Raw genomic sequence first — 13,097 nt, 5'->3', positions numbered from 1 at the left:
TTCTGTCAACCTTCGATCGCTGGTGGGGACTGGGGCTGTCGCCGTCGAGTGCGGCGTGGTGATCATGAAACCCGATCAGTCGCGATCGCGAACCTGTCAAGTTGACCTGAGAATCCCAGATGGGTTCACTATTGTGCACATAGTGATGGACTGATTGTCTTGATATCCAACAAGGACGCGCAGATATCACCATCCCGCACGGATCCCAGACACCCGGTGAAAGCAGGTCTCGATGGAACCGCACCCCAGACTGACCCTCGGTGGACTCCTCGACGAAGCACTGATGGAGGGCGCCCGCGTCATCTCGTCGCACGCCGATCCGCAGGCGCCGGTGACCTGGGCGCTGCCGTTCGCCGAGGTGATGACTCGCTACGACGACCTGGCGGCCACGGTCGTCTATGCCCGTCCGGAATCCTTGGCGGCCAAGCCGTCGAGCATGAGTTCCCTTGCCGCACGCGGTGCTTCGGCGATCATCGTGGACGGTCCACTGCCGGCCGCGGTGACCGTCGAGCAGATACCGGGCGATCTCGTGGTGATCGAGATGGGCTTTCCGATCGGTTTCTCGGCGCTGAACCGTCTCCTCGCCGAACGCACCCTCACCCAAGAGGTCCACGTGATGCGGTACGCGACGCACGTGCATCAGTCGCTGGCGGGGTTGTTGCATCGCGGTGCCGGTATGCCGATGCTGCTGCGGGAGGTGTCGGCGTTGTCGCATTCGCCGGCACTGGTGTTCGACGCGCGGTGCGATCCGGTGGCGTACAACGCCCTGGAGAAGGAGCACCTCGACCTGGTGGTGCCCGCGCTGCGGGAGCGCCTCACCGACCGCGCGGACATCCGCGACCATCACGACGCCGCGACCGTGTCGGTGTCGACGTCGGGCGGGGACTGGACCTGCACGGTTGCACCGATCCGACTGGGCAAGTACTTCGAGGGATGGGTCGTCATCCTGCATCGGGGAGAGCGGCCCGGCGAGCACGAGTTGGCGCAGCACGAGGTGGTGGCCAGTCAGGCCACCGCGATCATCGGGTCGGAGATGCTGCGCCAGCGCAGTGTCGAGGAGGCCGAAGAGCGGGCCCGCGGCGACTTCGTGCAAGCGCTCGTCCATGGTGGTTTCGGCACCGAGTACGAAATGCGCACTCGCGCCGAGTACCACGACATCGACCTCGACGCCACGTTCGCGGTCTTCACCACCCGCACCTCCGTTTCCCGCGTGGACGCAGGCGAACCGCAGTCCGACCGGACGCTGCTGCGGTTGGCCCGGTATGCCGCAAGCCTGATGCCGCACAAGGATGTTCGGTCCTACATCGCCGTGCTGGGAGACATCGTCGTGGTCGTCCGCACGGTCCGTGGTTCCACACCCGCCGAGATCGACGAGGAGGTGCGTCAGTATGCGGTGGCGATGGCCGACGACCTCACCGCACGCGGCAACGCACTGTCGGCTGTGGCCTATGGGGCTGCCGCCGTCGGTGCGGCCCAGATCCGGGAGAGCTACCGCGAGGCCCGGGTGGCTCTCGACATCGCCGATCGCATGCACATCACCGGTGCCGTCGCCTACCAGGAGTTGCGGTCGTTCGGTGTGCTCGAGCAGATCGCCGACACCGAACGCAGTCGGCAGTTCACCGCCGACGTGCTCGGCCCGATCCGGCTCGGTACCGAACTGCACACCGTGCTGCTCGCGTATCTGGAACACGGCGGGAACGTCAACGCGGCCGCACGGGCGCTGAACATGCACCGAAACACCATGCTGTCCAAGCTCGATCGGTTGTCACGGGCCTGCGGCTGCGATATCCGGGTGCCGGAGAACCAGTTCACCGTGTGGCTGGCCCTGCGACTGGAATTGCTCGACAGCCTGGGATCGTCGCTGGCCCGGGAGATGAGCTACCGCTGACCGGCGAGCGCCGGTTCGGGTGGTTCGACGGCCTCCGGGTTGGTGCCCGCGAACGACGCCGACAGTCCGATCACGACCATGATGGCGGTGAGCCCGAACAGCGCCGGGTAGTCCCAGTGTTGTAGTGCCACCGACACCCAGGCGGCACCGAGGGCCGAGCCGCCGAATCGGAGCAGGTTGAACAATCCGAGTCCGGTCCCCTGCGCCCCCGCGGTCGATCGGGTGGAACCGGCGGCCGCCGGAGTCTGCACCATCGCGACCCCGACACCGGTGACGACCAGCACGACGGCGAGCCACCCGATGGGCAGTGCCGCCGCGGTGACCACCACCAGCAACGTCTGCGCGATGCCGAGCGTGATCAAGCCGGACCGCAGCATCGGTCGAGCGCCGAGTCGGTCGGTGATGCGTCCGACGAGTGGTGCAAGCACGGCCATCGTCGCGGGCAGCGAGAAGAGCAGGATGCCGGCCACGGTGGTGCTGGCGCCGTGGGTCACCGCGTACAGCGGTATCGCGAGGAGCGTGGCACCCAGCGCGAACATCTGCGCGAAGGCGGCACAGGCACTGCGCGCGAATCGCGGTTCGACGACGGCACGCACGTCGATGAATGGAACCGGCACCCGCCGGCAATGCCATGCCGAGAATGCGAGGAGGAGGACCGCACCGCCGAGTAGGCCCGCGGTGGTCCATGCGGGTGTCGACTCAGCACCGACGAGGGTCACGCCGAGGATCAGCGATGCCGCGCCGAGGGTCAACGTCGCGGCGCCGACGATGTCGAGGCGCATCGTCTTGCCGGGGTACCGCGGCACGCTGCGCAGGGTCAGGAAGAGTCCGAAGATCGCGATGGGCGCCAACGGTACGAACACCCAGCGCCAACCGGCGGCGTCGGCGAGCAGGCCGCCCACGGACGGTCCGACGGCTTGTCCGATGCCGTTCACGCTGGCCCACGCCCCGACCGCCTGGGCCCGCCGGTGGGGCCCGAACAGCCAGGCGATCAATCCCATCACGGCCGGGGCGAACACCGCGGCGGCCAGGCCGGCGATGGCACGCCAGACGATCAGCACCTCGAGGGTGGGTGCGGTCGCGGCACCGAGTGAGCAGATCGCGGTCAGCACGAGCGCAGCGCAGTAGATCCGTCGCCGCCCAAACCGGTCGCCGACGTATCCGGCGAGCGGCATCGCTGCGGCGAAGGTGAGGAGGAATCCCACGACGACGAAGATGCCGCTGCCGAGCGGGGCGTCGTAGTCGGCAAGGATGTCCGAGAGCGGCACGTTGACGACGCCGTTGCTGACGGTCCCGACGAAGGTGCCGGTCAGGAGCGCGGCCAGTGCCAGTGGAGTGCCGGAGTCGTCACCCGGGGCCTGCCCCTGGGCGGCTCTGCGTGACGTCATCTGATCCTCTACTCGCGCGCGTGGGAGGGCCGGAACCCGACCGGCCCCCTGTTTGTGGTCACGATGTTTCCACGTCGAAGGGTGCAGACGAATTCCTCGCAGGCCGCATAGTGCCCATGGATTGAGGCTCGCCATGTACATAGTGCCCATGGACAGAAGGAGCTCTTTTTGGGCCGTGAGCAGCGCCGAAACAGCTGGTTCCCGCGCGAGTTACATCGTGGTCACAGACTCCGGCGAGACTGCCGAAAACGTTCACTGTGCACACGAATCCCGGAATGTATGTGTGCACCGTTTTGATTGACCGGGTCGAGAAGCGGGGGGAGTGTGTTCACCACCACAGCCCCTTTCGTACACTCTCCCGTTAAGGATTCACCACTGTGCAGCCCATTGATCTCACCGCGGCCCACTGGGTCTATTTGGCCGGCGTCATCCTCATCATCGCAACGATGGTCATGCGTAAGAACATCGTCGTTCCTGCCGTCATCGCCACATTCCTCACCGCGTTCGCTTTCTCCGACAGCATCGTCACGGCGATCGCCTCGATCTTCAACGCGAGCCTCGTGGCCGCGACGGAACTGTTCAACATCTTCTTGATCATCGCGCTGGTCACCGCAATGCTCGGCGGCCTGCGGCAGATGGGCGCCGACCGACTGATGATCGCCCCCTTCCGGAAGGTGATGCGCAGTCCGATCAGCAGCTTCATCGTGCTCGCGGTGGTGACGTATGTGATCTCGCTGTTCTTCTGGCCAACTCCGGCGGTGCCGCTCGTCGGTGCTGTGCTCATCCCCGTGGCGATTCGCGCGGGTCTGTCGCCGATGTCGGTCGGCATGGTCATCGCCATCACCGGACAGGGCATGGCGCTCTCGTCGGACTACGTGATGAAGGTGGCCCCGGGGATCTCGGCGAAATCCGCAGGCATCGACGCGGACGCCGTCGCCGACAAGTCGTTGATCCTGTCGCTCATCGTGGGCGCGGTGGCGATCGTCATCACCTGGGTCATGCAGCGCCGCACCTGGCGTGCTCCGTCGGCCGAGCTGCTCACCGAATGGGAAAACGAGGCCGACCGTCACGCCGATTCCGAGACCTCGGCGGACACCGTGGTCAAGGACGCGCGGGAGAGCACCGAATTGGACGTCGCGGCGGTATCGACGACGGGGCGGTCGTCGACCGGAACCGTGGCACGTTCGGCCGGCGGATCGGGCGATACGGCGGTGGTCACCGGTGGTTCGACGGGTACCGCGGTCATCGACCCGGCTCCCCCGTCAACCGGAGAAGCCGGAGGCGACCCCGAACGGACTCGCAAGGCGATGGTGTTCGCGTGCCTGGTACCGCTGGTGTATCTCGTCTTCATCGTCTACCTCGCGCTGGGCAAGATCGGCGTCGTCAGCGAACTCAAGGGTGGCGACGCGGCAGCCATGGTCGGCGGTATCGCGGCACTGCTGCTGTTCGCGGTCTGTGCCGCCGACGCGCCCGGCAAGTTCCTCGAGACCACGGCCGAGCATCTGGTCGACGGCCTGGTGTTCGCGTTCAAGGCCATGGGCATCGTGCTCCCGATCGCCGGCTTCTTCCTCATCGGGAGCGCCGACTACGCCGGCAAGATCCTCGGCTTGCCCGAGGACGCCACGGCGCCGGGATTCCTGTACGACCTGGTGACCGCCGGCGAATCCCATCTCCCGCAGGTTCCGATCGTCACCGCATTCGGTGTGTTGCTCGTGGGACTCATCGCCGGTCTGGAAGGCTCGGGTTTCAGCGGCCTCCCGCTGACGGGTGCGCTCGCCGGGGCACTGGGGCAGTCGTCGGGCATCGACACCGCGACGCTCGCGGCGATCGGTCAGATGGGCAACATCTGGTCGGGCGGCGGAACTCTGGTGGCCTGGTCGTCACTCGTCGCGGTCGCCGGATTCGCTCGGGTGCCGGTGCTCAGTCTTGCGCGCAAGTGCTTCCTCCCGGTGATGAGTGGTTTGGTCATCGCGACGGTGATAGCGACGTACCTGTTGTAGCCACACAGCTTGCTGACAGTGGCCCAATGCATCCCGGGTGCATTGGGCCACTGTCTGTTCCGGGGCGTGGTCGACCTCGCGACCTGCCGTTGCTCAAGTTTGGTGTTACCTTGCTCAGTCCCGAGCCGACTCGAACTGCCACACGGCGTCGTCGAGCCCGAGCAGGTCCCACCCGGCTCGGCGTGCCAACCTGATCATCAACTCGATCGCATACTCGGGGCTCACGGACTCCTTGCCGATCGACCTGGCCACGTAGCGGGTGACCACCGGGTCGGAGGTGACGCCGGGAATGCCGGCCAGTGTTAGAGCGTAACTCCATGTGGCACCGGACCATTGACCTGGTTCCCCGCACCACGCATGCCGCAGTTCGAGCCCCCGATCATGCGCGATGGCGTCGCGCAGGTCGTCGGTGGTCGACACGCCGAGTGCGGTGAAATCGCGCGCGACCTGGTGCACCGCGCATGCCTTGGTGGCCGCGTCGGCACCATCGGCTGCGGTTCGTTCTTCACTGAAGTGCTCGGCCCAGTTCTGCTCGCCGCCAATCTGATTGAAAGTACGCAGCAGTTCCGTGAGGCCGTCGGTGTAGGCGTCGACGCCCTCTGCCCGTCGGTGATCGATGTAGCGCTCGACGACGTCCACTGCCGACGTGTTCTGATCTCCATCGGAGTAGACCGCGTCGATGACGCACAGTGCCAAGGAATCTCGGTAACCGTCGGGGGCGAACCACAGATCGGGATCTCCGAGATCGGACCAGACGGTGTCTTCCAGAACCCTCAGATGTGCCTCGCACCGGGATGCGCGGGTGGCTGCGACTGGACTCAACTGTGTCATCACGCTCAACTCCTTCGATTCTCACGATATGCAATCCGTCGATGTTTGTCGCCATCCTGGACGAACCCAACACTGTGGTCCGGTGCGGTCGAATCGCTTCACCAGCGCCCGGCCGAGAGCCGTCATGAGCTTCAATTCATCAGTGGCACTTCGTAGTTAGTTGCCCGACAAGATCGCAGCGGTCACAAGCGGACCGAGGTCAAAGGACCTTGGTCCCACGAGATTGAGGGACTTCGGCCACGGTAGTCAGCGACCGAGGTGCCGGGAGTAGTATGCGGCTGCGCCCTGAATGGTCACTGCGACCATCCGCGCGGGGGCATGATGATCAATGTCATGCCTGCACCCATCGACCCACTGACGCTCGGTCAGAAGCTTGTCGCCGTCTTGGAGGGTGGTCGCCGCACCGCCACCAACAAGCTGGCGGTGTTGATGGCGCTGCTCGACCTCGCCGTCGAGTCGGTGCCCGTCGATCCCGAGGCCGAAGTCGCATGCCTGCAGACTCGTCCGACGCTGGGCCCACCGACATGCCGTACCAAGTCCCACCCGCCCCGCCCCTACGGAAAGAGCTGCGCCACTACGGTTTCGGTGATCCACTCGGTCCACCGCTCACTCGTCCACCCGTACTCCTGGACGAGCAGGATATAGGTATCCTCACTGACCACCGCGAACAAGATGCCCAGGGCATCATGGGGAGTCAGCCTCGTCGAGTAGCCGGGCCGGGTGACGAGCGCGTCGCGGAACCTGCCGAAGCCGTTGGTGCGTAGCCGTTTATTCTCTTCGAGCAGCGCGGCGACCTCGGGATCGGCGCCGGCCATGCGCATCACGTTGAAGACGGGTGCCGCCCGGCCGATGATCTCGGCGGCGCTGGCGCAGAACAGTCGCAGCGCCGCCGGTCCGTCGGCTTCATCGAGGACCGCCTGCACCCAGTCCTGCTCCAGGATGCCGTCGGGCGAATCCGTGCCGGCAAGCGCGGTGTTGAACACCGCCTTGAGGATCGCGCCCTTGCTGCCGAACGACAGGTACAGCGTCTGCACCGCCACGCCGGCCTCCTTGGCGATGCCCGACATGGTGGTGGTCAGGTACCCGTCGGCGACGAACAGCGACGTCGCCGCGATGATGATGCGTTCGCGTGTCGCTCGCGCCTGTTCGGCTTTCGCGGAACGACGCGCCAAACGCTGCTCGGCTGCCATCGGTTCCTCCCTTGACAACGGTGTAATGCCATTCTAGTGTTCCCGTTACTGGAATAACATTACACCATCACGTTCCAGTGTTCTTCGGTCAGTTAAGGAGACCCCATGTCCGATGCACCCGCCTTTCTCGGCTATCACCATCTCGGAATCACCGTGCGTGACATCGATGTGAGCGAAGCGTGGTACGCGCAGACGCTCGGCCTGGTGCGCGCCTTCGTCGAAAAGCACGACAACGACACGGGTTACGCGGTCGTGATGACTCGACCGGGCACCACGTTCTTCCTCGGTCTCGACCACCATCACGAGGCCGACCGGCAGTTGTTCGACGCGCGCCGCACGGGTCTGGATCACGTCGCGCTGGCGATCGCGTCGCCCGACGAGGTGCGCGCCTGGGTCGCCCATCTCGACCACCTCGGCGTCGCACACGACCCGATCCACGAGACGGACGACCCGATGCCGCTGGTGATGGTCCAGCTCCGCGATCCCGACGGCATTCCGATCGAACTCATCTGGACCGGGGCATGAGATGGACACGATCACCCCGCGGCGCGGTCCCCGACCCGCCACCACCTGCGACATCCCGCACAGCCAGATCGACCAGCAGCCCGACACCCGCCAATTGATGGATCGCGTCCTCGACGAGGCGCTCACCTGGGACGGGGTGAGCGAAGCCGAGTCGGGAATCTCCGTCGAAGGCGCCCGCGCGCTGATCCTCACCCCTGAGTTCGCCATCGGCCCGACCGAGGCCTTCTTCGTCGGCACCGAGTTCGCCCACGGACATGCCCACGGCGACTACAGCTTTCACGTCACCCTCCCGACCTCACTGGCGACCGCCGCACAGGAAGCCGGATGGGCCGAACCCCACATCCTGGTCGCCACCGGCCAGGTACCAGCCACCTTCGTCATGCTCTACGCACCTCGCGACGACGACGAGGCACGGCTTCTCGCCGCCCTCGTTCGGCGCTCCTACGAGTTCGCGACGAACGCTCCGGCCGGGCGCCGGCCACTCACCCTCACCTCGGACACGCTCGGAGCATCCTCGTGACCACATCCGTCACCACCCACAAGACGATGAACACCGTTGTGCACGCGGCATTTCGGCGAGATCTGGCGCGCTTCGACGACGCCCTGTCGCAGCCTGATGCGTCCTCCCCGGACCGCGCCCGCCACCTCACACGCGCCTGGGACTACCTCACCGACGAGCTGCACAAACATCACTCCTACGAGGAGGACGTCTTCTGGCCCACGCTCCAAACGCTCGGCGCCGACCTGTCCCTGGTGCAGGACCTCGACGGAGAACACGTCGCCATGCGGGCCGCGCTGCGCGACGCGAGCACTCGCATGGACGAATTCGCCAGTGCCCCAACATCAGAGTCCGCCGAGCGGGCGCGCGTCGCGATCGGACACCTCGCCGACGTCCTCCTCGAGCATCTGGCCCATGAGGAACACGACCTCGAGCCGATCTCGGCGCACTACAACGACACCCCGGAGATGCGGAGGGCGGTCAAGACCGTGATCAAGAAACACCGCGGACACCTCGGCCAACTCGTGGCCTGGCTGCAGGACGGTGCCTCGGAGAACGAGCGTCGCGGTTTGCGACAAGAGATACCGGCACCCGTGGTGTTCGTGCTCAACGCGACCGGGGGACGGCGGTATCGGCGGGAGATCGGGTCGGTGTGGGCGGGGTGAGGCCGCGCCGGAGGAGATCCGGCCGGTGATGAGGCAGTCCGTGTGACAGAGTCATCTACGACCGGACGAGCGACGATTGTCAGTCGCGCTCATTCTCGATGACGAACGGGATCATGCCGATGAGCACCGCACCAGAGACCACGACCCGTCGACGACTCCCCATCTGGGGCTACCTGCTGCTGGTCGTCGGCTACCTGGCCGCCATCCAGATCATCCCGCAACTGACCAAACCCAACGACACCGAGTACGCCACGTTCGAGACCGTGTCCGAAGTGACCCGCGGGCTGTGGGTCACGACCGGCGCCGGCGTCGTCATCGTCTTGGTCGTCATCGGAATCCTGCGGTGGTGGCGTCCGGCATTCGTCGAAGAGAAGCGGCTGCCCCGCTGGGTGTGGGTGTTCCCGATCCTTCTGCTCGTGACGGCCATCGCGGGCACCGCCTATTCGCGGTTGGCCGACAAGAGCGCCGCATTCACCATCGTGCTGCTGATCGGAGCGTTGGCGGTCGGGGTCAGTGAGGAAGGCCTGTTCCGCGGGATCGGCATCGTCACGTTTCGGGACGCCGGCTACAGCGAAGGCATGGTGGCCTTGTGGACGTCGGTGGTCTTCGGCCTGGCGCACGCCACCAACCTGTTCACCGAGGGCCTCGGCGCAATCCCGCAGGTGCTCGCCACCGCCGTCGCCGGCTACTTCTTCTACCTGACCCGGCGCGTGTCCGGGTCGCTGATCGTCGCCATGGTCATCCACGGACTGTGGGACTTCGGACTGATCACCTGCAACATCGGCGACTCCATCAGCCTGGGCGCCGCGCTGTTCGTCTTCACCGACATCATCCTCGCGATCGTCGCGATCGTCACGATCCGCAAGGTGTTTCCGCGGCGGAAAGCGTCGGGGACCGAACCGGTCGAGGCCTGACGAGGTCGTCTTTGCCAATCACACACCGCTGACACCAGCCACAGCTGTCGCGACTGTAGACGTGCACAGTGCACGCGACGGGCTGCTCGACCCGTGCTCCATGTCGGTGCGGCTCCGCGCGGCCGCTGCGAAGGACCGCTGCTCACGTCTCGGCGCGCCGGGGCTGCGTCAAACGCGGACCGATTCGAACTGCCAGATCCTGTCATCGAATGCCACCAGGTCCCACTCGGCTCGGATCGCCAGTCTGAGCAGTAGCCTGGTTGCGTACTCGGGACTCACCGGGCAGCCCAGCGCCTTCGCGACGTGGCGAGTGATTGTCGGGTCGGCCTTGATACCGGGGATGCCGGCAAGCTTGAGGGCGAAGTTCCAAGTGACGCCCGACCATTGCGCCGGCACAGCGCACCACTCACGCTTGAGCTCCGGCCCCCGGCCGTGGAGGATGGCGAGGCGGAGGTCGTCGGTGGTCGACACGTTGCGGGCGACGAACTCCTGCGCAACCCGATGCACGGCCTGAGCCCTGATCGCAGGACCGGCGCCATTGGCAGTCATTCGCCTGATCCCGATTGTGTCGGCCCAATTCTCCTCACCGCCAAGCTGTTCGAAGGTCAGAAGCAACTCCTGCAGGCCATCGGCGTAGACATCGGCACCGGCTTGTCGTCGGTAATCGACGTATCGATCGACGACACTGGCCGACGATTCGAAATGTGCACCCATCGAGTAGATCGCGTCAATCACGCACAACGCCAACGACTCTCGGTAGCCGTCGGGCGCGGGCCACATCGCGGGATCTCCGAGATCCACCCGTATGGCGGCTTCCAGGACGGCGAGATCAGCGTCGCGCTGCGACACGTTGGTTGTCATTACCGAATTCGGCTGTACCATAAGTCATTCACTCCTTCGCTTAGCAATGATAAACAACCGTCGGAATCTGCGGTATGGTCACTTAGAGGTTTATTATCGTGATCTTGGGAAGGGTTTTTCGGCCGCGACGTCGCGTGACTCAGACTGGTCAGTGAATCGGCCTGTCGTTCTTTACTTTTGCGCGTTCACACCGGGTCCCGGTGTTGTCGCTGGGGGACGTTCGTCCCACCGAATTGAGGGCCTTCGGCGGGCCGTTCCGGCGCCGGTTTCTTATGGCCCGGAAGGGACCATCGGGAGCTGGTTCTTGCCACGACGATATGGCCACCCGGCTTTGCCTGTGATGGGGCCCTTCGGAGTTGGCGAAAGTGACCCGGTTCTCGTGTAGCTTCGGCTCGGTGAGCTCCCCGTCGCACCTGCACAACCTCTTCGCCCTCGACGGCCGCGCCGCACTCGTCACCGGCGGCAGTTCCGGCATCGGACGGGCCATCGCCATGGCACTCTCAGGGGCCGGCGCACACGTCATCATCGCGGCGCGTACCCGGAGCGCCATCGACGACACCGTCGCGGCCATCCGCGACGCCGGCGGATCGGCGACCGGTGTCGTCGCCGATCTGGCCTCGCGATCCGGCGTGCACGGCCTGGCCGACGCCGTCGGCGATGCGGACATCGTCGTCAACTCCGCGGGCGTCAACCTGCGGCCGCCGATGCCTGATCTCGACGAACCCACCTGGGACACAACCATGTCCGTCAATCTCGAGGCGCCGTTCCTCCTCGGGCAGCGGCTCGCCCCGGGTATGGCCGAGCGCGGGTACGGGCGGCTGATCCACGTCAGTTCCCAACAGGCGCATCGGGCATTCGCGTCCAGCGGTGCGTACGGGGTTTCCAAGGCGGGTCTGGAGGGACTGGCCCGGTCGCAGGCCGAGGCGTGGTCGCCGCACGGTGTGACCGCGAATGTCCTTGTGCCGGGCTTTGTTCAGACGCCGTTGAATCGGACGCTGAGTTCCGATCCGTCGGCCGTCGAGGCACTGGCGGCACGGACGTTGATCGGCCGCAACGGGCTCGTCGACGACTTCGCCGGCATTGCGGTGTTCCTCGCCGGTCCGTCGTCGGCGTATGTGACCGGTCAGGCGATCGCCGTGGACGGCGGGTTCTCCCTGCACTGACCCAGGGTCCGCACCGCCCGGTTCACAGTTCGGTGTCGAGCCGCGCCATCCGTGCTCCGACCGATCGATTCAGTTGGGCGACTTCGGCATCGGTCTTGTCGGCAAGTTCGGCGGACATCGCGTTGTTCTGCTTGTCCATCACGCGGGACGACAGCACCGGCTTGAGCCAGCGCAACAGGCCGACCCACTCCGGGACGTTGACGCGCCGTTGTCGGGTCGCCAGGGCACGGACGAAGGCGGCGGCACACTTCTCGACGGTCACCTCCCCGCGGAACGGTCCGGGTGCGGCGTTGATCATCTGCTGGAAGGTCGGGAGGTCGGCCTTGGCCTCACGCACCATCGGTGTGTCGATCCACAGCATGTGCGCCGATCCGACGTCGACCCCGCGGAAGCCCACCTCCCCGCGCAGCACGTTGGCGAATTGTTCGACACCCGCCTTGCTCGCCGCATACGGCGCCATCCCACCGAGCGCGGCATAGGCTGCCGCCGACGACACGATCAGGATGTAGCCCTGTCGGTCGATGACCGACGGCAGAGCCACATGAACCGTGTTGAACACGCCGATCAGGTTCACCTCGATCACCCGCCGGAACGCGTCCGGATCGACGGTGAGAACCGTGCCGTAACTGTGGATTCCAGCGTTGGCCAGCACCAGGTCGATGCCGCCGAACCGCGAAATACCCTCGGCCACTGCACCCTTCAGTGCGTCGACATCGGTCACGCTGACGACCCGGACAAGCGCCTGGTCGTCGCCGATCTGCCCGGCCACCTCGGTGAGTCCGTCGCCGTCGATGTCGAGGAGGATCAGGCGGACGCCGTGCCCGGCGAGGGCGAGCGCGGTCTCGCGGCCGATGCCGCTCGCCGCGCCGGTGACCAGTGCAACCTTCCCCTGCAGCGAGGAGAGGTCGACGCCACGTCGGCCGAGTAGGGCAAGCAGCATGGGGGTCTCCTTCTCGACAGCGGTGGGTTTGCCCACAGTGTGCGCCGTCGGTCAGGTCGAGTCGGGGGGATTCGCAGAATCGCGAGCCTCCGCGTCCAGTGGGTGCGTCAAGACAGAGGATGACCCCGCCGCGGAGGGAGTCGCGACGGGGTCATCGGGTTTGGCGTCGGCCTGGGGGTTTTGCGTCGGCCCGGGGTTCAGATCGCCCGGAGTTCAGATGGCCTGGTGTTCAG

General features: G+C 65.9%; 12 protein-coding genes and 1 pseudogene. 8 read left to right on the top strand and 5 right to left on the bottom strand.

The features are described from left to right. The first annotated feature begins 232 nt into the window (after positions 1-232). Positions 233-1,888, top strand: coding sequence for a PucR family transcriptional regulator (locus ACWDTI_RS04850; protein WP_449736892.1), 1,656 nt, complete (start codon positions 233-235; stop codon positions 1,886-1,888). On the opposite strand, the gene ACWDTI_RS04845 is transcribed toward ACWDTI_RS04850, so the two are convergent. Then, positions 1,879-3,276 (bottom strand): MFS transporter, encoded by a 1,398-nt coding sequence (locus ACWDTI_RS04845; protein WP_449736891.1) that lies wholly within the window; start codon positions 3,274-3,276, stop codon positions 1,879-1,881. The two genes, ACWDTI_RS04850 and ACWDTI_RS04845, sit on opposite strands and share 10 nt — an antisense overlap. 377 nt (positions 3,277-3,653) lie before the next feature. Here ACWDTI_RS04845 and ACWDTI_RS04840 point away from each other — a divergent pair, with 377 nt between their 5' ends. Beyond that, the gene (locus ACWDTI_RS04840) at positions 3,654-5,276 is read left to right on the top strand and encodes a hypothetical protein (RefSeq protein ID WP_449736890.1); all 1,623 of its coding nucleotides are present in this window, start codon (positions 3,654-3,656) and stop codon (positions 5,274-5,276) included. Positions 5,277-5,390: 114 nt separating this feature from the next. Here the strand turns inward: ACWDTI_RS04840 and ACWDTI_RS04835 are convergent, their stop codons facing one another. Then, complete coding sequence (locus tag ACWDTI_RS04835) at positions 5,391-6,110, bottom strand: heme peroxidase (protein ID WP_449736889.1); 720 nt, start codon at positions 6,108-6,110, stop codon at positions 5,391-5,393. 330 nt (positions 6,111-6,440) lie between these two features. On the opposite strand from ACWDTI_RS04835, the pseudogene ACWDTI_RS04830 reads away from it, so the two are divergent. After that, a pseudogene (locus ACWDTI_RS04830) lies at positions 6,441-6,596 on the top strand (HNH endonuclease); the annotation flags it as partial. 65 nt (positions 6,597-6,661) lie between these two features. Here the strand turns inward: ACWDTI_RS04830 and ACWDTI_RS04825 are convergent. Then, entirely contained in the window at positions 6,662-7,297 is a 636-nt protein-coding gene (locus tag ACWDTI_RS04825) for a TetR/AcrR family transcriptional regulator (protein WP_449736888.1), read from the bottom strand. 105 nt (positions 7,298-7,402) lie between these two features. On the opposite strand from ACWDTI_RS04825, the gene ACWDTI_RS04820 reads away from it, so the two are divergent. From ACWDTI_RS04820 to ACWDTI_RS04805, 4 genes are all read left to right on the top strand, one after another. Continuing rightward, positions 7,403-7,822 (top strand): VOC family protein, encoded by a 420-nt coding sequence (locus tag ACWDTI_RS04820; RefSeq protein WP_449736887.1) that lies wholly within the window; start codon positions 7,403-7,405, stop codon positions 7,820-7,822. A 1-nt stretch (position 7,823) separates the two neighbouring features. Beyond that, positions 7,824-8,342, top strand: coding sequence for a luciferase domain-containing protein (locus ACWDTI_RS04815; RefSeq protein WP_449736886.1), 519 nt, complete (start codon positions 7,824-7,826; stop codon positions 8,340-8,342). Further along, on the top strand, positions 8,339-8,986 hold the full coding sequence (locus ACWDTI_RS04810; RefSeq protein ID WP_449736885.1) for a hemerythrin domain-containing protein: 648 nt from the start codon (positions 8,339-8,341) through the stop codon (positions 8,984-8,986). The genes ACWDTI_RS04815 and ACWDTI_RS04810 overlap by 4 nt, the downstream gene beginning before the upstream one ends. Positions 8,987-9,105: 119 nt before the next feature. After that, entirely contained in the window at positions 9,106-9,900 is a 795-nt protein-coding gene (locus tag ACWDTI_RS04805) for a CPBP family intramembrane glutamic endopeptidase (RefSeq protein ID WP_449736884.1), read from the top strand. A 168-nt stretch (positions 9,901-10,068) separates the two neighbouring features. Here the strand turns inward: ACWDTI_RS04805 and ACWDTI_RS04800 are convergent, their stop codons facing one another. Continuing rightward, positions 10,069-10,761, bottom strand: a complete 693-nt coding sequence (locus ACWDTI_RS04800) for a heme peroxidase (RefSeq protein WP_449736883.1) — start codon at positions 10,759-10,761, stop codon at positions 10,069-10,071. 395 nt (positions 10,762-11,156) lie between these two features. Between ACWDTI_RS04800 and ACWDTI_RS04795 the strand changes: the two genes are divergently transcribed. Further along, positions 11,157-11,924, top strand: coding sequence for an SDR family NAD(P)-dependent oxidoreductase (locus ACWDTI_RS04795; protein WP_449736882.1), 768 nt, complete (start codon positions 11,157-11,159; stop codon positions 11,922-11,924). A gap of 22 nt (positions 11,925-11,946) precedes the next feature. On the opposite strand, the gene ACWDTI_RS04790 is transcribed toward ACWDTI_RS04795, so the two are convergent. After that, complete coding sequence (locus ACWDTI_RS04790; RefSeq protein WP_449736881.1) at positions 11,947-12,864, bottom strand: SDR family oxidoreductase; 918 nt, start codon at positions 12,862-12,864, stop codon at positions 11,947-11,949. Between the last annotated feature and the right edge of the window lie 233 nt (positions 12,865-13,097).

This window comes from Gordonia sp. NPDC003424, assembly GCF_053588655.1.
The sequence above is the reverse complement of the archived record's forward strand: the minus strand, read 5'-3'. Positions and strand labels throughout refer to the sequence as shown.

Coding starts and splice junctions, on each gene's coding strand:
- ACWDTI_RS04845 (WP_449736891.1), bottom strand. CDS start 3,276: ATGACGTCACGCAGAGCCGCCCAGGGGCAGGCCCCGGGTGACGACTCC.
- ACWDTI_RS04825 (WP_449736888.1), bottom strand. CDS start 7,297: ATGGCAGCCGAGCAGCGTTTGGCGCGTCGTTCCGCGAAAGCCGAACAG.
- ACWDTI_RS04805 (WP_449736884.1), top strand. CDS start 9,106: ATGAGCACCGCACCAGAGACCACGACCCGTCGACGACTCCCCATCTGG.
- ACWDTI_RS04815 (WP_449736886.1), top strand. CDS start 7,824: ATGGACACGATCACCCCGCGGCGCGGTCCCCGACCCGCCACCACCTGC.
- ACWDTI_RS04850 (WP_449736892.1), top strand. CDS start 233: ATGGAACCGCACCCCAGACTGACCCTCGGTGGACTCCTCGACGAAGCA.
- ACWDTI_RS04790 (WP_449736881.1), bottom strand. CDS start 12,864: ATGCTGCTTGCCCTACTCGGCCGACGTGGCGTCGACCTCTCCTCGCTG.
- ACWDTI_RS04800 (WP_449736883.1), bottom strand. CDS start 10,761: ATGACAACCAACGTGTCGCAGCGCGACGCTGATCTCGCCGTCCTGGAA.
- ACWDTI_RS04820 (WP_449736887.1), top strand. CDS start 7,403: ATGTCCGATGCACCCGCCTTTCTCGGCTATCACCATCTCGGAATCACC.